This window comes from Klebsiella sp. CN_Kp066 (genome assembly GCF_040065135.1).
GTDB lineage: Bacteria > Pseudomonadota > Gammaproteobacteria > Enterobacterales > Enterobacteriaceae > Klebsiella > Klebsiella oxytoca.
Genome location: NZ_JBEAIU010000059.1, coordinates 1 through 20,955 on the forward strand (window position 1 = coordinate 1; position 20,955 = coordinate 20,955).

At 54.7% G+C, this 20,955-nt stretch carries 17 protein-coding genes; 9 read left to right on the forward strand and 8 right to left on the reverse strand.

Annotation, left to right across the window (positions count from 1 at the left end; translation table 11 throughout):
- The 8 genes from ftsK to ABLV75_RS25955 all read left to right on the forward strand — a co-directional run.
- Window positions 1–2,906: DNA translocase FtsK (ftsK, locus tag ABLV75_RS25920; protein WP_348855215.1), on the forward strand; the 2,906-nt coding region annotated here is incomplete at its 5' end.
- A 119-nt stretch (window positions 2,907–3,025) separates the two neighbouring features.
- Complete coding sequence (lolA, locus tag ABLV75_RS25925) at window positions 3,026–3,637, forward strand: outer membrane lipoprotein chaperone LolA (RefSeq protein ID WP_004100642.1); 612 nt, start codon at window positions 3,026–3,028, stop codon at window positions 3,635–3,637.
- Between the two features lie 8 nt (window positions 3,638–3,645).
- The gene (gene rarA, locus ABLV75_RS25930; RefSeq protein ID WP_004100647.1) at window positions 3,646–4,989 is read left to right on the forward strand and encodes a replication-associated recombination protein RarA; all 1,344 of its coding nucleotides are present in this window, start codon (window positions 3,646–3,648) and stop codon (window positions 4,987–4,989) included.
- Between the two features lie 90 nt (window positions 4,990–5,079).
- Window positions 5,080–6,372, forward strand: a complete 1,293-nt coding sequence (gene serS, locus ABLV75_RS25935; RefSeq protein ID WP_004100649.1) for a serine--tRNA ligase — start codon at window positions 5,080–5,082, stop codon at window positions 6,370–6,372.
- 200 nt (window positions 6,373–6,572) lie between these two features.
- Window positions 6,573–9,011: a dimethylsulfoxide reductase subunit A gene (gene dmsA / locus ABLV75_RS25940; RefSeq protein WP_004100651.1), complete on the forward strand. Its 2,439-nt coding sequence runs from the start codon at window positions 6,573–6,575 to the stop codon at window positions 9,009–9,011.
- Between the two features lie 10 nt (window positions 9,012–9,021).
- Entirely contained in the window at window positions 9,022–9,639 is a 618-nt protein-coding gene (locus ABLV75_RS25945) for a DMSO/selenate family reductase complex B subunit (protein WP_004100653.1), read from the forward strand.
- Between the two features lies 1 nt (window position 9,640).
- On the forward strand, window positions 9,641–10,504 hold the full coding sequence (locus ABLV75_RS25950; protein ID WP_004100660.1) for a dimethyl sulfoxide reductase anchor subunit family protein: 864 nt from the start codon (window positions 9,641–9,643) through the stop codon (window positions 10,502–10,504).
- A gap of 274 nt (window positions 10,505–10,778) precedes the next feature.
- Window positions 10,779–11,927, forward strand: coding sequence for an MFS transporter (locus ABLV75_RS25955; RefSeq protein WP_004100662.1), 1,149 nt, complete (start codon window positions 10,779–10,781; stop codon window positions 11,925–11,927).
- Between the two features lie 39 nt (window positions 11,928–11,966).
- Here ABLV75_RS25955 and ABLV75_RS25960 read toward each other — a convergent pair whose 3' ends face one another.
- Genes ABLV75_RS25960 through ABLV75_RS25980 form a run of 5 tightly spaced genes read right to left on the reverse strand, consistent with a single transcriptional unit; the run spans window position 11,967 to window position 15,737 of the window.
- On the reverse strand, window positions 11,967–12,404 hold the full coding sequence (locus ABLV75_RS25960) for a PTS sugar transporter subunit IIA (protein WP_004100664.1): 438 nt from the start codon (window positions 12,402–12,404) through the stop codon (window positions 11,967–11,969).
- Between the two features lie 53 nt (window positions 12,405–12,457).
- Window positions 12,458–13,369: a transketolase C-terminal domain-containing protein gene (locus ABLV75_RS25965; protein WP_004100666.1), complete on the reverse strand. Its 912-nt coding sequence runs from the start codon at window positions 13,367–13,369 to the stop codon at window positions 12,458–12,460.
- The gene (locus ABLV75_RS25970) at window positions 13,369–14,166 is read right to left on the reverse strand and encodes a transketolase (RefSeq protein WP_004100668.1); all 798 of its coding nucleotides are present in this window, start codon (window positions 14,164–14,166) and stop codon (window positions 13,369–13,371) included. Before ABLV75_RS25970 ends, ABLV75_RS25965 begins: the two co-directional genes overlap by 1 nt.
- A 12-nt stretch (window positions 14,167–14,178) precedes the next feature.
- Entirely contained in the window at window positions 14,179–15,444 is a 1,266-nt protein-coding gene (locus tag ABLV75_RS25975) for a PTS ascorbate transporter subunit IIC (protein ID WP_004100670.1), read from the reverse strand.
- Between the two features lie 17 nt (window positions 15,445–15,461).
- Entirely contained in the window at window positions 15,462–15,737 is a 276-nt protein-coding gene (locus ABLV75_RS25980) for a PTS sugar transporter subunit IIB (protein WP_004100672.1), read from the reverse strand.
- Window positions 15,738–15,859: 122 nt separating this feature from the next.
- On the opposite strand from ABLV75_RS25980, the gene ABLV75_RS25985 reads away from it, so the two are divergent.
- Window positions 15,860–16,717: a MurR/RpiR family transcriptional regulator gene (locus ABLV75_RS25985; protein ID WP_004100680.1), complete on the forward strand. Its 858-nt coding sequence runs from the start codon at window positions 15,860–15,862 to the stop codon at window positions 16,715–16,717.
- Window positions 16,718–16,773: 56 nt separating this feature from the next.
- On the opposite strand, the gene pflA is transcribed toward ABLV75_RS25985, so the two are convergent.
- From pflA to focA, 3 genes are all read right to left on the reverse strand, one after another.
- Window positions 16,774–17,514, reverse strand: a complete 741-nt coding sequence (gene pflA, locus ABLV75_RS25990; protein WP_004100682.1) for a pyruvate formate lyase 1-activating protein — start codon at window positions 17,512–17,514, stop codon at window positions 16,774–16,776.
- 203 nt (window positions 17,515–17,717) lie between these two features.
- The gene (pflB, locus tag ABLV75_RS25995; RefSeq protein ID WP_004100684.1) at window positions 17,718–20,000 is read right to left on the reverse strand and encodes a formate C-acetyltransferase; all 2,283 of its coding nucleotides are present in this window, start codon (window positions 19,998–20,000) and stop codon (window positions 17,718–17,720) included.
- Between the two features lie 51 nt (window positions 20,001–20,051).
- Window positions 20,052–20,909, reverse strand: a complete 858-nt coding sequence (gene focA / locus ABLV75_RS26000; protein WP_004100685.1) for a formate transporter FocA — start codon at window positions 20,907–20,909, stop codon at window positions 20,052–20,054.
- Window positions 20,910–20,955: the final 46 nt, after the last annotated feature.

The window sequence follows — 20,955 nt, forward strand, 5'->3', positions numbered from 1 at the left end:
CTTATCAGCCGGAACCGTTCTCGCAGCCGCAGCATGCGTACCAGCCGGAACAGGCTCCGGTGCAGCAGCCAGCTTATCAGGCGGAACCGGCATGGCAGCCGCAGCACGCGTACCAGCCGGAGCAGGCTCCGGTGCAGCAGCCAGCTTATCAGCCGGAACCGGCATGGCAGCCGCAGCACGCGTACCAGCCGGAACAGGCTCCGGTGCAGCAGCCAGCTTATCATCCGGAGCCGATCGCACAGCCACAGCATGCGTACCATCCGGAGCAGGCTCCGGTGCAGCAGCCAGCTTATCAGCCGGAACCGTTCTCGCAGCCGCAGCATGCGTACCAGCCGGAACAGGCGCCAGTGCACCAGCCCGATCCCTATGCTGCCCCCGTTGAGCCTGAGCCTCCGCAAGAGGAGGTGAAGCCTCAGCGTCCGCCGATGTATTACTTTGAAGAAGTAGAAGAGAAACGCGCGCGTGAACGCGAGCAGCTTGCCGCCTGGTATCAGCCGATTCCTGAACCCGTCAGTCCGGTGGCGACAAAACCCATCACGCCTCCGTCTTCACCGGCGGGAGATGTTGCCGCCGTGAGCGCACTGGCGGCCGGGGTCCATCAGGCAACGGGTGCGGCTGCAGCTAGCGCCGCCGCGGCCTCAACCGCTTCTGCCGCATCCGGCGCTGCGCCGTTATTTAGCCCGGCTTCGGGCGGTCCTCGCGCGCAGGTAAAAGAAGGCATTGGCCCGAAATTGCCTCGTCCAAATCGCGTTCGGGTTCCCACCCGCCGGGAACTTGCCTCCTACGGGATCAAGCTGCCTTCGCAGCGGTTAGCCGAAGAGCGCGCGCGTCAGGCTGAGCATCAGCACTATGATGATTCGCTGTCTGACGAGGAAGTTGCAGAGCTCGAGCAGGGAGAGCTGGCGCGTCAGTTCGCCGCTGCGCAAAATCAGCGCTATGGTGATAGCTACGCTGCCGAAGATGAAACTGCAGATGACGATTCCGCTGCTGAAGCCGAGCTGGCTCGTCAGTTTGCCGCATCTCAACAACAGCGCTACGCAAGCGAGCAGCCGCCGGGATCGCATCCGTTCTCTGCGGCTGACTATGAATTCTCGCCAATGAAAACGTTAGTTGACGATGCGCCGAGCGAGCCTGTCTTCACGCCATTGCCGGAAGTGCAGCAGCCTGCTCCGCAGTATCAGCAGCCGGTCCAGCATTCGCAGCCCGTGCCGCAGCCGATGCCGCATCAGCACGCCCCTCAGCAACCGCAAAATGTGCAGCACCAGGCTTATCAATCCGCGCAGCATCAGCCGGCTCAACATCCGCAGATGCAGCAGCATGCTTCTCAGGGGCACGCCCCGCAGCAGCCGGCCCCACAGCCGCAGGAGAGTCTCATTCATCCGTTGTTGATGCGCAATGGCGACAGTCGCCCGTTGCAGAAGCCGACGACGCTGCTGCCGTCTCTTGACCTGCTTACGCCGCCCCCGGCTGAAGTTGAGCCGATTGATACCTTTGCGCTTGAGCAGATGGCGCGTCTGGTTGAAGCTCGTCTGGCCGATTTCCGCATTAAAGCCGACGTGGTGAACTACTCACCGGGCCCGGTAATCACTCGCTTTGAGCTTAACCTGGCGCCGGGCGTGAAAGCAGCGCGTATTTCCAACCTGTCGCGAGATTTGGCCCGTTCCCTGTCCACAGCGGCGGTGCGCGTAGTCGAAGTTATTCCGGGTAAGCCTTACGTTGGCCTGGAGCTGCCTAATAAAAAACGGCAAACCGTTTACCTGCGCGAAGTGCTGGATAACGCGAAATTCCGCGACAATCCTTCACCGCTCACCGTGGTCCTCGGCAAAGACATCGCGGGCGAACCCGTAACCGCCGACCTGGCGAAAATGCCGCACCTGCTGGTGGCTGGTACTACCGGTTCCGGTAAGTCTGTTGGGGTCAACGCCATGATCCTGAGCATGCTTTACAAAGCGCAGCCGGAAGATGTGAAATTCATCATGATTGACCCGAAAATGCTCGAGCTGTCGGTTTATGAAGGCATACCGCATCTGTTGACCGAGGTGGTGACGGATATGAAAGACGCCGCCAACGCTTTGCGCTGGAGCGTTAACGAGATGGAGCGTCGGTATAAGCTGATGTCTGCGCTGGGCGTGCGTAATCTGGCGGGTTACAACGAGAAAATTGCCGAAGCCGCGCGTATGGGACGGCCAATTCCGGATCCGTACTGGAAGCCTGGCGACAGTATGGATGCAACCCATCCGGTACTGAAAAAAGAGCCTTATATCGTGGTGCTGGTCGATGAATTTGCCGACCTGATGATGACCGTTGGTAAGAAAGTGGAAGAGCTGATCGCCCGTCTGGCGCAGAAAGCGCGCGCCGCGGGTATCCACCTGGTGCTGGCAACTCAGCGCCCTTCGGTTGACGTGATTACCGGCCTCATCAAAGCCAACATCCCGACGCGTATCGCCTTTACCGTCTCGAGTAAAATTGACTCACGTACCATCCTCGATCAGGGCGGTGCGGAATCTCTGCTGGGGATGGGCGATATGCTCTACTCCGCGCCTAACTCGACGATTCCGGTGCGCGTGCACGGCGCTTTTGTGCGCGACGAGGAGGTTCACGCTGTCGTTCAGGACTGGAAAGCGCGCGGTCGTCCGCAGTATGTCGATGGCATCACCTCCGACAGCGAAAGCGAAGGCGGCGGCGGTGGCTACGATGGCGGGGAAGAGCTCGATCCGCTATTCGATCAGGCCGTGAATTTTGTGACGGAAAAACGCAAAGCCTCCATTTCTGGGGTACAGCGTCAGTTCCGCATTGGCTATAACCGCGCCGCGCGTATTATTGAGCAAATGGAAGCCCAGGGTATTGTGAGCGAGCAGGGTCATAACGGTAACCGTGAAGTGCTGGCTCCGCCGCCCTTCGAGTAACCGCTAAGCTGGGTAAATAAGTGAAAATCAGCCTTTTCTGCTGTTTAGCCGCCGTTAGCGGGTCTAAATTAGGCAGAAGAGGCTCCCGCGTCGGGAGTGACGCACATAAAGGAATGATAATGAAAAAACTCGCAATCACCTGTGCATTACTGTCCGGTCTGGTTGTCAGCCAGGTATGGGCGGATGCCGCCAGCGATTTAAAAAGCCGCCTTGATAAAGTGAGCAGCTTCCACTCCAGTTTTACGCAGAAGGTCACCGACGGCAGCGGTAATGCCGTTCAGGACGGGCAGGGTGATCTCTGGGTCAAGCGGCCAAATCTGTTCAACTGGCACATGACTCAGCCAGATGAAAGCGTGCTGGTTTCTGATGGCAAAACGCTATGGTTTTACAATCCGTTTGTTGAGCAGGCCACCGCCACCTGGTTAAAAGACGCGACCAGCAATACGCCGTTTATGCTGATTGCCCGTAATCAGGCCAGCGACTGGCAAAACTACAACATTAAGCAGAACGGTGACGATTTTGTTCTGACTCCGAAAAACGGCAGCGGTAATCTTAAGCAGTTCACCATCAATGTGGGTCGTGACGGTACGATTCATCAATTCAGCGCCGTGGAACAGGACGATCAACGCAGCAGCTATCAGCTGAAATCGCAACAAAATGGTGCCGTGGATGCATCTAAGTTCACCTTTACGCCGCCGCAAGGGGTTACGGTGGACGATCAACGTAAATAGAGGCGAACGTGAGCAACCTGTCGCTCGATTTTTCCGATAACGCGTTTCAACCTCTGGCCGCCCGTATGCGGCCAGAAAATTTAGCGCAGTACATTGGCCAGCAGCACCTGCTGGCGCCGGGTAAACCCTTACCGAGGGCGATTGAAGCCGGGCACCTGCACTCGATGATCCTCTGGGGGCCGCCAGGGACGGGAAAAACCACCCTCGCTGAGGTCATTGCGCGCTACGCCAGCGCCGACGTTGAACGTATTTCAGCGGTTACCTCCGGAGTGAAAGAGATCCGCGAGGCCATTGAACGCGCGCGTCAAAACCGCAATGCGGGTCGCCGCACGATCCTGTTTGTCGATGAGGTCCATCGGTTTAATAAAAGCCAGCAGGATGCCTTTTTGCCGCATATCGAAGATGGAACTATCACCTTTATCGGCGCGACGACGGAAAACCCTTCCTTTGAACTCAATTCTGCACTGCTATCCCGTGCGCGCGTCTATCTGCTGAAGTCGCTGACCAGCGACGATATCGAGCAGGTGCTTAATCAGGCCATGAGCGACAAAACGCGCGGCTACGGTGGGCAAAATATTGTACTACCGGACGAGACGCGCAAGGCCATCGCTGACCTTGTCAACGGTGATGCGCGCCGGGCGCTGAATACGCTGGAAATGATGGCCGATATGGCTGAAACCGACGCCTCCGGCAATCGCGTGTTGCAGGTTGAACTGCTGACCGAAATTGCCGGCGAGCGCAGCGCGCGTTTCGACAACAAAGGCGATCGCTTTTACGATTTAATCTCCGCGCTGCATAAATCGGTCCGCGGAAGCGCGCCGGATGCCGCCCTCTACTGGTACGCGCGGATTATTACCGCCGGCGGCGATCCCCTCTACGTTGCCCGCCGCTGCCTGGCGATTGCCTCTGAAGATGTAGGCAATGCCGATCCGCGCGCGATGCAGGTTGCGATCTCCGCCTGGGACTGCTTTACCCGCGTCGGACCGGCGGAAGGTGAACGCGCCATTGCTCAGGCCATTGTTTATCTTGCCTGTGCGCCCAAAAGCAACGCTGTTTACACCGCCTTTAAAGCGGCAATGGCCGACGCGCGCGAACGTCCCGATTACGACGTCCCGGTACATTTGCGCAATGCCCCCACGAAGCTGATGAAAGAGATGGGCTACGGGCAGGCGTACCGCTATGCACATGATGAACCTAATGCTTATGCCGCCGGAGAGCAGTACTTCCCGGAGGAAATGGCGCAAACGCGCTATTATCAGCCGACAAACCGGGGGCTGGAGGGCAAAATAGGCGAAAAGCTCGCCTGGTTAACCGAACAGGATCAAAATAGCCCGATAAAACGCTACCGATAATTGAGGCGTTGCGGTAAGGTTGTCACACTATTTCCGTGGTCGCGCTCTGCGGCCATTTTTCTTTATTAATTCGATAAGCACAGGATAAGCATGCTCGATCCCAATCTGCTGCGTACCGAGCCAGACGCAGTCGCAGAAAAACTGGCACGCCGGGGCTTTAAGCTGGATGTAGATAAACTTCGCGCTCTGGAAGAGCGTCGTAAAGTTTTGCAGGTACAAACTGAAAACCTGCAGGCGGAGCGTAACTCCCGATCGAAATCCATTGGCCAGGCGAAAGCGCGCGGGGAAGATATTGAGCCATTACGCCTGGAAGTGAACAAGCTCGGTGAGCAGCTTGATGCCGCTAAGACCGAGCTGGACGCGCTGCTGGCGGAAATCCGCGATATTGCGCTGGCTATTCCAAACATCCCGCATGATGACGTACCGGCCGGTCGCGATGAAAACGATAACGTTGAAGTCAGCCGCTGGGGAACCCCGCGCGAGTTCGATTTTGACATTCGCGATCACGTCACGCTGGGCGAAATGCACGGAGGGCTGGATTTTGCCGCCGCCGTGAAGCTGACCGGTTCTCGCTTTGTGGTCATGAAGGGCCAGCTGGCACGCCTGCACCGCGCGCTGGCCCAGTTTATGCTGGATCTGCATACTGAACAGCACGGTTACAGCGAAAACTATGTTCCGTATCTGGTTAACCAGGACACGCTGTACGGCACTGGTCAGCTACCAAAATTTGCCGGCGACCTGTTCCATACCCGTCCGCTGGAAGAAGAAGCCGACAGCAGCAACTATGCGCTGATCCCAACGGCGGAAGTCCCGCTGACCAACCTGGTTCGCGATGAAATCATTGATGAAGACGATCTGCCGATCAAAATGACCGCCCATACGCCGTGCTTCCGCTCTGAGGCGGGCTCTTACGGCCGTGATACCCGTGGTCTGATCCGCATGCACCAGTTCGACAAAGTTGAGATGGTGCAGATTGTGCGTCCGGAAGATTCCATGGTCGCGCTGGAAGAGATGACAGGTCACGCCGAGAAAGTGCTGCAGCTGCTGGGTCTGCCGTATCGTAAAGTGGCTCTGTGCACTGGCGACATGGGCTTCAGCGCGTGCAAAACCTACGATCTGGAAGTGTGGGTACCGGCGCAGAATACCTATCGTGAAATCTCTTCCTGCTCCAACGTGTGGGATTTCCAGGCGCGTCGTATGCAGGCGCGCTGCCGCAGCAAGTCTGACAAGAAAACTCGCCTCGTACACACGCTGAACGGTTCTGGCCTGGCGGTTGGGCGTACGCTGGTCGCGGTGATGGAAAACTATCAGCAGGCGGATGGCCGCATTGAAATTCCGGAAGTGCTGCGTCCGTATATGCGCGGCCTTGAATTTATCGGCTGATTTTTCGACTCTTTTCTCAAAAGCGCCTGCGGGCGCTTTTTTTTTACCCCCTTCTTGATACCGGGCAATAATCGACTTCGCGAATACGCAGATACTCCCTTTGGATTAACCAGCATAAAAAACTAATAAAGTCTAATTTCGTTATATATCAAACTATATAGCGGCTTTAAGTTAATTGTGAGCAACCAAAGCGAGTATCTATGAAAACCAAAACCCCCGATGCTTTACTGGCTGCCGAGGTGAGCCGGCGTGGTTTAATGAAAACCACGGCGATTGGCGGGCTGGCAATGGCCAGCAGCGCTTTTACCTTACCCTTCACGCGCATTGCCCACGCTGCGGATAGCCTGAGTCCCACCAGCGAAACCGTTACCTGGAGCGCCTGTACGGTTAACTGCGGTAGCCGCTGTCCGCTGCGGATGCATGTGGTCGATGGTGAGATCAAATATGTTGAAACAGACAATACCGGCGATGATAGCTACGACGGCCTGCATCAGGTTCGCGCCTGTCTGCGTGGCCGCTCGATGCGTCGACGCGTCTACAACCCGGACCGCCTGAAATATCCGATGAAGCGCGTGGGCAAGCGCGGCGAGGGCAAATTCGAGCGCATCAGCTGGGAAGAAGCATTTGATACTATCGCCAGCAATATGCAGCGCCTGATAAAAGAGTACGGTAATGAGTCTATCTATCTGAACTATGGAACGGGTACCCTCGGCGGAACTTTGACTCGCTCATGGCCACCGGGAAAAACCCTGATTGCCCGCCTGATGAACTGCTGCGGCGGCTATCTCAACCATTATGGCGACTACTCCACCGCGCAAATCGCCGCTGGCCTGAACTATACCTACGGTGGCTGGGCCGATGGCAATAGTCCGTCGGATATCGAAAACAGTAAGCTGGTCGTATTGTTTGGCAACAACCCCGGGGAAACCCGAATGAGCGGCGGCGGGGTAACCTATTACCTGGAACAGGCGCGGGAGAAATCCAACGCCAGGCTGATTATTATTGATCCACGCTATACCGACACCGGTGCCGGACGCGAAGACGAGTGGATCCCGATTCGCCCGGGAACCGACGCCGCGCTGGTCTCCGCGCTGGCGTGGGTGATGATTACGGAAGACCTCGTTGATCAACCTTTCCTCGATAAGTACTGCGTAGGCTATGACGAGAAAACGCTGCCGGAAGGAGCGCCAGCCAATGGCCACTATAAGGCCTATATTCTCGGTCAGGGCAAAGACGGTATCGCGAAGACCCCTGAGTGGGCGGCGACGATTACCGGCATTCCCCAGGCGCGTATCGTGCAGCTGGCGCGCGAAATCGCCAGCGCTAAACCTGCCTATATTTCTCAGGGCTGGGGCCCGCAGCGTCATGCCAACGGTGAGCTGGTATCCCGTGCAATTTCAATGCTGGCGATCTTAACCGGTAACGTCGGGATTAACGGCGGCAACACCGGCGCGCGTGAAGGTTCTTACTCCCTGCCTTTTGAACGCATGCCGACGCTGGATAATCCGGTGGAAACCAGTATTTCCATGTTTATGTGGACCGATGCGATTGAGCGCGGTACGGAAATGACCGCGCTGCGCGACGGCGTGCGCGGCAAAGATAAGCTTGACGTCCCTATCAAAATGGTCTGGAACTATGCTGGTAACTGTCTTATCAACCAGCACTCAGAAATCAACCGTACCCATGACATCCTGCAGGATGACAAGAAGTGCGAAATGATTGTGGTCATTGATTGCCATATGACCTCCTCAGCAAAATATGCCGATATTCTGCTGCCGGACTGTACGGCCTCGGAGCAGATGGATTTTGCGCTGGATGCTTCCTGCGGCAACATGTCCTACGTGATTTTTGCCGACCAGGCCATCAAGCCGCGCTTTGAGTGCAAAACCATTTATGAAATGACCAGCGAACTGGCGAAGCGCATGGGCGTTGAGCAACGCTTCACCGAAGGTCGCACGCAGGAAGAGTGGCTGCGTCATCTCTATGAGCAATCCCGTAAAGCGATCCCGGCACTGCTGCCGTTTGATGAATTCCGCAAGCAGGGAATCTTCAAGCAGCGCGATCCGGAAGGTCACCACGTTGCCTATAAAGCCTTCCGTGAAGATCCCGCCGCCAATCCGTTAACGACGCCGTCAGGGAAAATTGAAATTTACTCTGCGCAGCTGGCGGAAATTGCGGCGACCTGGGAGCTTAAAGAACAGGATGTCATCGACCCGTTACCGATCTACAGCCCTGGGTTTGAAAACTATGACGATCCGCTGGCTGAAAAGTATCCGCTGCAGCTCACCGGTTTTCACTATAAAGCCCGTACGCACTCCACCTACGGCAACGTTGACGTGCTGAAAGCGGCTTGCCGTCAGGAGATGTGGATCAACCCGCTGGATGCGCAGAAGCGCGGCATCGCTAATGGCGATCGGATCCGCATCTTTAACGATCGTGGTGAAGTCCATATCGAAGCCAAAGTGACCCCGAGAATGATACCTGGCGTGGTCGCGCTGGGTGAGGGGGCCTGGTATAACCCGGACGCAGGCCGCGTGGATCAGGCTGGCAGCATCAACGTGCTGACCACCCAACGCCCGTCGCCGCTGGCGAAAGGCAATCCATCGCATACCAACCTCGTCCAGGTTGAAAAGCTGTAAGGAGTAACCGATGACAACTCAATATGGTTTTTTTATTGATTCCGCCCGTTGCACCGGTTGCAAAACCTGCGAACTGGCTTGTAAAGACTATAAAAACCTTACGCCGGAAGTCAGCTTCCGTCGTATCTACGAATACGCCGGCGGCGACTGGCAGGAGGATAATGGGGTATGGCAGCAAAATGTCTTTGCCTATTACCTCTCTATCGCCTGCAACCATTGTGAGGATCCTGCCTGCACTAAAGTTTGCCCTAGCGGAGCGATGCACAAGCGTGAAGATGGCTTTGTTGTCGTCGATGAAGATGTCTGTATCGGCTGTCGCTACTGTCATATGGCCTGCCCGTACGGCGCACCGCAGTACAATGCGACAAAAGGCCATATGACCAAATGCGATGGCTGCCACGAGCGCGTCGCCGACGGCAAAAAACCGATTTGTGTGGAATCTTGCCCGCTGCGCGCCTTGGATTTCGGCCCGATTGAAGATCTGCGTAAAAAACACGGTCAGCTGGCTGCCGTCGCGCCGCTGCCTTCGGCGCATTTCACTAAGCCGAGCATTGTGATTAAACCTAATGCCAACAGCCGACCGTGTGGAGATACCACCGGCTACCTGGCTAACCCGAAGGAGGTGTGAGATGGGGAGTGGATGGCATGAATGGCCGCTGATTATTTTCACGGTCTTGGGTCAGTGCGTCGTGGGCGGATTTATTGTACTGGCTCTGGCGCTAATAAAGGGCGATTTAACGCGTGAACAGCAGCAGCGCGTGGTGCGAAGTATGTTTGGCCTGTGGGTGCTGATGGGCGTAGGTTTTATTGCCTCGACTCTGCATCTTGGGTCGCCGATGCGCGCTTTTAACTCGCTTAATCGCGTGGGGGCTTCATCGCTCAGCAACGAAATCGCCAGCGGTGCGCTGTTCTTTGCCGTCGGCGGCATTGGCTGGCTGCTGGCGGTGGTGAATAAGCTACCCGCGGGACTGCGTCACCTCTGGCTGGTTATTACCATGGTGCTCGGGATAATCTTTGTCTGGATGATGGTCCGCGTCTATAACACCATCGATACGGTGCCCACCTGGTACACGGTCTGGACGCCACTGAGCTTCTTCCTGACGATGTTTATCGGCGGTCCGCTGCTGGGATATCTGCTGCTGCGCTTTGCGGACGTCAACGGTTGGGCGATGCGCCTGCTGCCGGCGGTGACTCTGCTGGCGCTGGTGGTGAGCGTGACCGTGGTGCTGATGCAGGGTCAGGAGCTGACAACAATCCATAGCTCTATCCAGCAGGCCTCGGCGCTGGTGCCGAACTATGGTTCGCTGATGGCGTGGCGCGTGGTGGCTCTGGTGCTGGCGCTGGTATGCTGGATTGCTCCGCAGCTCAAAGGCTATCAGCCCGCATTGCCGCTTCTGGGGCTGGCATTTGCGCTGGTGCTGGTTGGCGAGGCGATCGGCCGCGGCGTCTTCTATGGCCTGCATATGACCGTCGGGATGGCAATCGCCAGCTAATCGTCCTTTATCGCGCCAGAATTATGATTTCTGGCGCGATAAAAAGTGCGGTCGATTCATGAAATATTTCTACTGATATTCCCACCGCTTTTTTTTAATAAATTAATAAAAACAATGGAATAATATAAATATCTATTCTGTTGACGATTCGCTGGATAAAAAACTTCAATCGTTCCCCCGCAAACCGCGTCAGGCCTGATTTCAGGTAGATTGACAATGTTTTCAGCAGTGGCATGATGCGCACGAAATCTGAACTCCATCACGGTTTATATCCATGACCATCTACACCCGGCCAGTGCAAATGCTGCTCTGTGGCCTGCTTCTGTTGACTCTGGCGATAGCGGTTTTAAATACGCTCGTCCCGCTTTGGCTCGCCCATGAAAATATGCCGACCTGGCAGGTTGGAATGGTGGGATCGTCCTATTTTACCGGTAATCTGGTGGGAACGTTGCTCGCCGGATGGGTAATTAAGCGTCTGGGGTTTAACCGCAGCTATTACTTGGCATCGGTTATTTTTGCCGTGGGCTGCGTGGGTCTTGGTATCACTATTGGCTTCTGGAGCTGGTTCAGCTGGCGTTTTATCGCCGGCGTCGGCTGCGCGATGATTTGGGTGGTGGTTGAGAGCGCGCTGGTCTGTAGCGGCACTTCGCGGAGCCGGGGTCGACTGCTGGCGGCCTATATGATGATTTATTATGTCGGCACGGTACTGGGCCAGCTAATGGTCAGCAAACTGCCGACGGATCTGATGAGCGTTCTGCCGTGGGTGACGGCGCTGGCCCTGGCGGCCATCCTGCCGCTGCTGTTTGCTCGCGTGGCGACTCAGGCCGATGAACCGCATGAACCGGCGCGTATCTGGCCAATGCTACGGCTGCGTCAGGCCCGCCATGGGGTCAACGGCTGCATTATTTCCGGCATCGTTCTCGGTTCGCTGTATGGCCTGATGCCGCTATGGCTTAACCACCAGGGCGTTAGCGATTCCGGCATTGGCTTCTGGATGGCGGTAATGGTGAGCGCGGGTATCGTTGGGCAGTGGCCGATTGGCCGTCTCGCCGATCGCTACGGGCGTCTGCTGGTCCTGCGCGTTCAGGTATTTGTGGTGATCCTCGGCTGTCTGGCAATGTTAAGCCAGGCCGCAATGGCGCCGGCGCTGTTCGTGCTGGGGGCATCCGGCTTTACGCTCTATCCGGTGGCTATGGCCTGGGCCTGTGAAAAAGTGGAGCGTCATCAGCTGGTGGCGATGAACCAGGCGCTCTTAATGAGCTATACCGTGGGTAGTCTGCTTGGGCCGACCCTTACCGCGATGCTGATGCAGAATTTGTCTGATAATCTGCTGTTTATCATGATCGCCAGCGTGTCATTCATCTATCTGCTGACGCTGCTGCGCAAAGCGGGCCACCATCCTACGCCGGTGGCGCACGCCTGATTTATGCAGAACATAGCCAGGGCACGCCCTGGCTATGGTTTAATGCGAAGCAAGAAGCGCGGCAAACTCGGTCTGGCTTTGCACCGCGCTGAATCGCTGAAGTCTCTCCCCCTCATCCAGCCAGCAGACTAACCGCTGGATCGTCTGAATATGCTGTTCGCTATCTGCCGCCGCCAGTATGACTATCAGCCGAATTCCGGGATGATCGGGAAAATCAACGGCTTCGCTACAGCAAAGCAGCGAAAGCGCGCTGTTTTTGCTCAGCACGCCCGCTTCCGGACGCGCATGCGGTAGCGCAAATCCCGGGCTCAGTATATACCAGGGGCCATCCTGCTCTGTGGCGTGGATAATCGCACCGGCATACCCGGCGGTAATTTTCCCCTGTTGCTCTAGCGGACGGCAGGCGAGCTGAACAGCGCTGCGCCAGTTCAGGCAGTGGCTGGTGAACTGACAGGCGGAAAACAGCGTCTCTTCCATACACGTTCCTTTTATGCGCGAGCCGACCGCCATCTGACCGGCTCGCCTGGTGGTTAGCATAGAGCATTAAACAGCGCTTCTCCCGAAATGCCGTATTTCGTTTTTAGCTGTCTGCTGTTACCCGATTCGGTAAAGGTATCCTGCGTTCCCAGCCGCGTAAGGCGCGCCGGATGCGCCTTTTGCGCCAGGGTTTCCGCGATCAGCCCGCCGAGGCCGCCGTTGACGGTATGATTTTCAAGCGTAGCGATAAGTGGGCAATCATTAACCAGCCGATAAAATTCTTGCTGATTAAAGGGCTTAAGGGTTGCGACGTGAATCAGCTTGCCCTTTTTGCCGCTGGCGACCAACTTTTCATAACCCTCGGTGGCCTGCTCCAGAACCGTCCCTTCAAAAAGAATCGCAAAATCATTGCCGCTGTCGGCGATGGCGGCGATATCGCTCACCCGCGGCACGACGCTTTTGTCGCGAACCGGCATCGGTTCGCGGGCAACGCGGATATAAACGGGCCCCTTTATTTTTGCCGCCTGCTCGAAGGCCTCGGCGATTTCTTCCGCATCTGCTGGCGTCAGGACGGTTAACCCCGGAAGGACGCGGGTCAGCGCTAAATCCTCCAGCGCATGATGCGAAGCGCCGTCAGGTCCATCATCCATACCGGGATGGCTACCGACGAGTTTAATATTGGCTTTGGCGTAGCAGGCCTGCCGCAGCTGGGTCCAGGCGGTGCCGGTGACGAACATGGCAAAGTTAACATAGAAGGGCATAAAGCCTTCCAGCGCCTGGCCGACCGCGAAACTCATGGCGGAGCCTTCGGCAATGCCCATTTCGAAGAAGGCCTCAGGATAGATGGCCTGAAACTGGTCAGTACGGGTTGAGCTGGCTAAATCACTGTCGATAACAACGACGGGATAGCCTTTTTCTTTTAGCGCAATCAGGGCATTACCGATCTCATCACGGGGTGCTTTCATCACTGTAACTCCTCCATTGCCTGCTGAAATTGTTCTTTGCTCGGGGTTTTTGAGTGCCAGTCGCCGTTGTTTTCCATATAGCTGACGCCGGAACCTTTCGTCGTGTGCGCCACAATGGCGACCGGCTTGCCTTTCAGATGGCGGGATAGCATCAGGGTATCGGCAACCTGATGCATATCATTGCCATCGTGCAGCTCCAGTACATGCCAGCCAAAGCTGCGGATTTTGTCCGCCAGCGGCTCGAGATTAACGACTTCATTAACGGGGTCGTGGGAAGAGAAGCCGTTGTAATCGAAGATGGCGACCAGATTATCCATTTTCATGTGACCAGCCTGCTGTAAGGTTTCCCAGATTTGGCCTTCATGCATTTCGCCATCGCCAACGATGGCAAAGACCCGGTGCGGATCGTTGCGCCGCTTTTTGGCGGCCGCTATACCAAAAGCAATCGACAGCCCCTGACCCAGCAGACCGGTTGTGGCATCGACCTCCGGTAGTGATTTAATGCTTGGGTGTCCCTGCAGGCGCGAGTTGATCTGCCGGAACGTATGGAACTCGCTGCGATCGATCTTTCCTTTTTGATAGAGCATGGCGTACTGCGCGGCGACGGCGTGGCCTTTACTCATCACCACGCGCGAGCGCGGGGAGGCTTGCAGATCGACTTCCTGATAATAGAGCCAGGTAAGAATGTCGATTATCGACAATGCCCCGCCCGGATGGCCAATCCCGGATTCGTAAATCATGGTGACTATCTCGCGGCGAGCGGCAAGCGCATGGGATTTCAGTTCATCAATGTTCATGTTCTTTCCTTCTTAGGGCAGCATTTTACCGATGTAGTACACGACCAGACCCAGGGCAACGAAGTCAGTTTCCGGGAAGCTGGTGCCTGAAAGACCGACGGACTCCATAATCGGGTAAATCAGCGCAGGGCCAATACCGATCAGGATCCCGGTGATGAAGCTTCCGGCAATCGCGCCTTTCCAGCCGCCGGAGGCATTACCAAATACCGCAGCGGTGGCGCCGATGAAGAAGTAGGGAATAGCTACCGGGATAATGACGGTTTGTCCGAGGATCGCCAGCAAACCCATCACCACCAGCCCGCCGACAAAAGACGAGATAAATCCGAGAACCGTGGCGGTTGGAGCGTAGGGAAAGACGACCGGGCAGTCGAGCGCGGGTTTGGCATTAGGAATAAACTTCTCCGAGATGCCGAGAAAGGCCGGAACAATTTCTGACAGCAGCAGGCGCACGCCGGTAATGATGATGTACAGAGAAGCGGTAAAGGTCAGCGACTGAAAGAGCGGGTAAACCAGCCAGTGCATGCCGCCGGCCGCTGCGGTGACCGCAGCTTTTCCGGCCGCGAGCGCGGCGATGTAATAGAAAATACTCACCGAGATCGATACTGAAACAATGTAATCTTTGAAGATCCCCAGCCAACCGGGGAGATTCAGCTTTTCGGTAGATTGTTTAGGATCGCCGACTTTAGAACCGATCCAGCCGGAGGCGGCATAGGCCAGCGTGACGTAGTGCCCCATGGCGATCTCATCGTTACCGGTAATTTTTCGCATCCACGGTTGCGCAATAGCCGGATAGAGGCAGGCGGCGAGCCCCAGCAGCACCGAGCCGACAATAATGGTCGTCATGTCGCTGTAGCCCAGCGCCTTTAGCGTCACGGTAAGCAGCGCGGAGAGATACAGGTTATGTTGCCCGGTAAGAAAGATGTATTTAAACGGCGTCACGCGGGCAAAGAACAGGTTCCAGGCAAAACCAATCACCATAATCAGCGAAACGCACATGGCGAATTTGGTTTGCGCCAGTCCGGTTAGCGCTTCAGCCAGCGGCATTACGCCCTTCAGGCCAAAACCATCGCTGAATAAGGTCTGAAAGTTACCCAGGGAAGTCACCGCCAGACCAGCGCCGCCGGCGAATACCAGAAAGCCGACGATGGTTTTAAAAGTACCGGAAAGCACTTTTTCAATCGGCTTGCGTTGGATTAACAGGCCGATTAATGCAATAAAGCCAACTAAAAGTGGGGTTACGCCCAGAATGTCGAATACAATAAATCTGAGGAAATCCATATTGCCTCCGGGAGAGGTTAGTTGCTTTGAACGATGTCGGTGAGCGCAGATTCCATCTCTTCACTGTTCATCAGGTCGGTGATGCCGACAGCTCTGAATCCGGCGGCTTCGACTTCATCGGTGAGATCGCGCATAGTGATGACAAAATCAATATCTCGCCAGGTGCGTAAGCCTGAGAGGACGTCGTGTTCCAGCTCGATATCCCAGCCGTGTTTGTCGATGATTTTTTGTGCTTTTATTTTGAGCATTAAGGAGCTGCCCATACCGGTACGACAGACTATGAGACCTTTCATTCGATGTTCTCCTGTTTGTAAAAATAATTATTTTTATTTGTTTGTGTGAGATAATAATTATTATCTTTGCGGCGGGACGAAAGATGTGACTGTGTTTGCATTTTGAGCAAATAAGGCAAAACATGAGCCAGATAGGCAATAACTTGTTGATAAGCATAAGAAATGGAGCTTCAGGGCTAAGCCCGATACTGGAGAAAGTTGGCCGTTTTATTACGGAAAATCCTGACTTTGTGATGCGTCACACGATTTCAGAACTGGCCGACTCCATTGATACCAGTGAAGGGAGTATCACCCGTTTTTGTCGGGCATTCGGATTTAAAGGTTTCTCGGATTTCAGAACCGCGCTGGCGATGGAGCAGGGCGCCGCGCGCTCGGAAGACAACGGTATCAACGAGAACGAAGAGATTGCGCCGGTGCTGGCGAGCATTCGCGACAGTAATGCTATCGTGGATAACCAGGAGCTGAAAGCCGCAGCTGACTGGCTTAACGCCCTGAACAGCATTGCTATCTATGCCGTGGGCACGGCAGTGCCGGTCGCGTTATTCCTGCAAATGAATTTAATCAATATGGGTAAGGCGGCCAGCTTTGTCGATCGCTCTTATCCGGCGGCGATGCCGTTGCTGGCTGATAACCAAAAAACCGGCATTATCGTCGTGCATACTGAACAGGCCTCGGCGGATATGATGCAGTCCCTGTCCCTGGCAAAGCAGCAGGGCGTGAAAATATTGTCGCTGACGCGGGGGACGTTCGCGCCGTTAGCCCGCTTATCTGACTGGAATCTTCAGGCGGCGGTGGCTTTACAGGGGGAGGGGGAGTCAGGATTTGCGGAAATTGCCGGCGCCATGATGGTGGCCGACCGGATCCTCAGCGCGCTGGAAGAGCAGGATGAACGCTATGCGGAATACCGTAAAGCGCATCAGAAGCGCATTTTCTCTATTGAAAGCGTGGCAAATAAGCTGTCGGAATACTTTATGTCCTGATGCTTATCATAGTTTGGCAAAAACCCGGTAGCGCTTGCGCTACCGGGTGGGGAAATTTAGTACATCACTTTATGTCCGTACTGTTCCAGAATTCCCTTCACGCGTTCCATGGTCTCTTTTTTAGGCGGATGGACGCCATCCAGCTTGTACTCTTCGCCCATGGCCACCCATTTATGTTTGCCCAGCTCATGATACGGCAGCAGTTCAATTTTCTCGACGTTGCCCATATCGCGGGTAAACTCGCCCAGGCGATGCGCGGAATCATCATCGTCGGACCAGCCAGGGACCACCACGTAGCGGATCCAGACTTTGATGTTTTTATTTGACAGATAGCGGGCAAACTCCAGCGTCCGATGGTTAGAGACGCCAACCAGGTTCTGGTGAATTTCATCATTCATTTGCTTGAGATCGAGCATCACCAGATCGGTCACTTCAAGCAGTTCATCGATAACCGGATCGTAACGGCGCACAAAGCCGTTAGTGTCGAGACAGGTATGAATACCTTCTTTCTTACAGGCGCGGAACCAGTCGCGAACAAATTCGGCCTGCAGAATGGCTTCGCCACCGGATGCCGTTACGCCGCCGCCGGAAGCGTTCATAAAGTGGCGATAGGTCACCACCTCTTTCATCAGCTCTTCAACGGTAATCTCTTTACCGCCGTGGGTATCCCAGGTATCGCGGTTGTGGCAATAGAGGCAGCGCATCAGGCAGCCCTGGAAGAAAGTGATAAAGCGGATCCCCGGGCCATCGACGGTGCCACAGGATTCAAAGGAGTGAATGCGACCAATTGTTGACATTGCGGTGATATCTCCAGATTCGGCCCGTCCGGGGCCTGTGCATGCACAGCTCAAACCGGCTGTGTTAAGTCTGTTTTGGCTGTTATCCATAAAGTATAGACAGCGGACAAAAGAGACTGGGACAGGAAGGTATTGCTAAAAAGGCCCCACTTGCGTGGAGCCTTTATTGTACGCTTTTTACAGTTCGATTTCAGTCAATACCATTACATGGTCTGAGTGAAGGTACGAGTAATAACGTCCTGCTGCTGTTCTTTAGTCAGGGAGTTAAAACGTACTGCATAACCGGATACGCGGATGGTCAGCTGCGGATATTTTTCCGGGTTTTCCATCGCGTCGAGCAGCATTTCGCGGTTCATGACGTTGACGTTCAGGTGCTGACCGCCTTCGATGGACGCTTCGTGGTGGAAGTAACCATCCATCAGGCCTGCGAGGTTAGTTTTACGAACTTCGTCGTCTTTACCCAGTGCGTTCGGAACGATAGAGAAGGTATAAGAGATACCATCTTTCGCGTAAGCAAACGGCAGTTTAGCAACGGAGGTCAGAGAGGCAACTGCACCTTTCTGGTCACGGCCGTGCATCGGGTTAGCACCTGGTCCGAACGGAGCGCCAGCGCGACGACCGTCTGGGGTGTTACCAGTTTTCTTACCATACACAACGTTAGAGGTGATGGTCAGAACGGACTGAGTCGGGATAGCGTTACGGTAGGTGTGCAGTTTCTGAATTTTCTTCATGAAACGTTCAACCAGGTCAACGGCCATATCATCGACGCGAGAGTCGTTGTTACCAAACTGCGGGTATTCGCCTTCGATTTCGAAGTCGACAGCCAGACCGTTTTCATCACGAATCGGTTTAACTTTCGCATATTTGATTGCAGACAGGGAGTCAGCAGCAACGGACAGACCTGCGATACCACATGCCATAGTGCGGATAACATCACGGTCGTGCAGCGCCATCAGGGAGGCTTCGTAGCTGTACTTGTCGTGCATGTAGTGGATGATGTTCAGCGCAGTGACGTACTGTTTAGCCAGCCAGTCCATGAAGTGATCCATGCGGTCCATCACTTCATCGAAGTTCAGAACGTCGCCTTTGATCGGTTCAGATTTAGGACCAACCTGCATTTTCAGTTTTTCATCAACGCCGCCGTTGATTGCGTACAGCATGGTTTTCGCGAGGTTAGCGCGAGCACCGAAGAACTGCATTTGCTTACCAACAACCATCGGGCTTACGCAGCAAGCGATAGCGTAGTCATCGTTGTTGAAGTCTGGGCGCATCAGGTCATCGTTCTCATACTGCAGAGAAGAGGTATCGATGGACACTTTTGCAGCGAATTTTTTGAAGCTCAGCGGCAGTTTTTCAGACCACAGAATGGTGATGTTCGGCTCCGGAGACGGCCCCATGGTGTACAGGGTGTTCAGGAAACGGAAGCTGTTTTTGGTTACCAGAGTACGGCCGTCAACGCCCATACCGCCGATGGATTCAGTTGCCCAAATCGGGTCACCGGAGAACAGTTCATCATATTCTGGAGTACGCAGGAAACGAACCATACGCAGTTTCATGACCAGGTGGTCAATCATTTCCTGAGCGTCTTGCTCGGTGATTTTACCGGCTTTCAGGTCACGTTCGATGAAGATGTCCAGGAAGCTGGAGGTACGACCGAAGGACATTGCCGCGCCGTTCTGAGATTTAACGGCAGCCAGGTAACCAAAGTAGGTCCACTGGATAGCTTCCTGAGCGGTGGTAGCAGGACCAGAGATATCGCAGCCATATTTAGCCGCCATTTCTTTGATCTGACCCAGCGCACGGTGCTGCTCAGAGATTTCTTCACGCAGACGGATGGTTGCTTCCAGATCTTCACCGCTTTCCAGTTTGTCTTGCAGAGAGACGAACTGAGCGTATTTGTCTTTCATCAGGAAGTCGATACCGTACAGCGCAACGCGACGGTAGTCACCGATGATACGACCACGACCATAGGCATCCGGCAGACCGGTCAGAACGCCAGATTTACGGCAGTTCAGGATGTCTTTGGTGTAAACGTCAAACACGCCCTGGTTGTGGGTTTTACGGTATTCAGTGAAGATTTTCTTCAGCATTGGGTCCAGCTCGCGATTGTACGCTTTGCAGGAGCCTTCTACCATTTTGATACCACCGAACGGGATAATCGCACGTTTCAGCGGCGCTTCAGTCTGCAGACCAACGATTTTCTCGAGACCTTTCTCGATGTAGCCAGCGTCATGAGAGGTGATGGTGGACGCAAGGGAAGTATCAAAATCAACAGGCGCGTGAGTGCGGTTTTCCTGTTTAACGCCTTCCATTACGGTGTCCCACAGCTTGGTGGTCGCTTCAGTTGCGCCAGCCAGGAAGGACTCGTCACCTTCGTACGGGGTATAGTTTTTCTGGATGAAGTCGCGGACGTTGACTTCGTTCTGCCAGTCACCTTTCGCAAAACCTTCCCAGGCTGTGGCTAACTTTTCATTAAGCTCGGACATGTAACACCTACCTTCTTAAGTGGATTTTTTATTTACTGCCTGAAACAACCCTTAGTGATGGTTGTCGCCACGCAGGTAAATGACCCAGTATGTCAACCCAACCAGCAGACCACCGCCGATGATGTTCCCGATTGTTACCGGAATCAGGTTATCAGTGATGAAGTTCATGACGGTCAGGTGAGAGAAACTTTCCGGAGTTGAACCAACTGCGGTCCAGAATTCCGGGCTCGCAAAGTCGCGAATGACGATACCCAGCGGGATCATAAACATGTTCGCGATACTGTGCTCAAACCCGCTGGCAACAAACATTGCCACCGGTAAAACCATAATCATGGCTTTATCCATCAGGCTACGGCCGGAGTAGCTCATCCATACCGCAAGGCAGACCATCAGGTTTGCCAGGATACCCAGGCACACAGCTTCAATAAAAGTATGGTGCATTTTGTGGTCGGCGGTTTGCAGAACGTTAAGTCCCCATTGACCGTTGGCAGTCATATATTCGCCTGAAAGCCACATCAGCAATACAAAGAGTAAGCAACCAACCAGGTTACCAACATAGACGTTTAGCCAGTTTTTAGCCAGCTGACCCCATGTTATTCTTCCGCTGGCTTTCGCCACAACGATAAGAACGGTTGAAGTAAACAGGTCGGCACCGCATATAACGCAGAGAATCAAACCCAGTGAGAAGCAAATGCCTCCAATCAGTTTGGCAACCCCGAATGGCATCCCGGCCGTGCCGGTTGTCGCGGTAATATAGAAAACAAAAGCGATAGAGATGAAGACACCTGCGGTGATAGCCAGATAAAACGTCTTTATCGGATGTTTTGTCGCTTTATAGACACCTGCTTCTTCGGCGACTTTCGCCATGGCAGCAGGGAGTAAAAGATCAAAAGGGTTGTCAGCTTTCACACTAACTCTCTCTTTATGTAAGTTGGCGGTGAGATACTAACAAAGC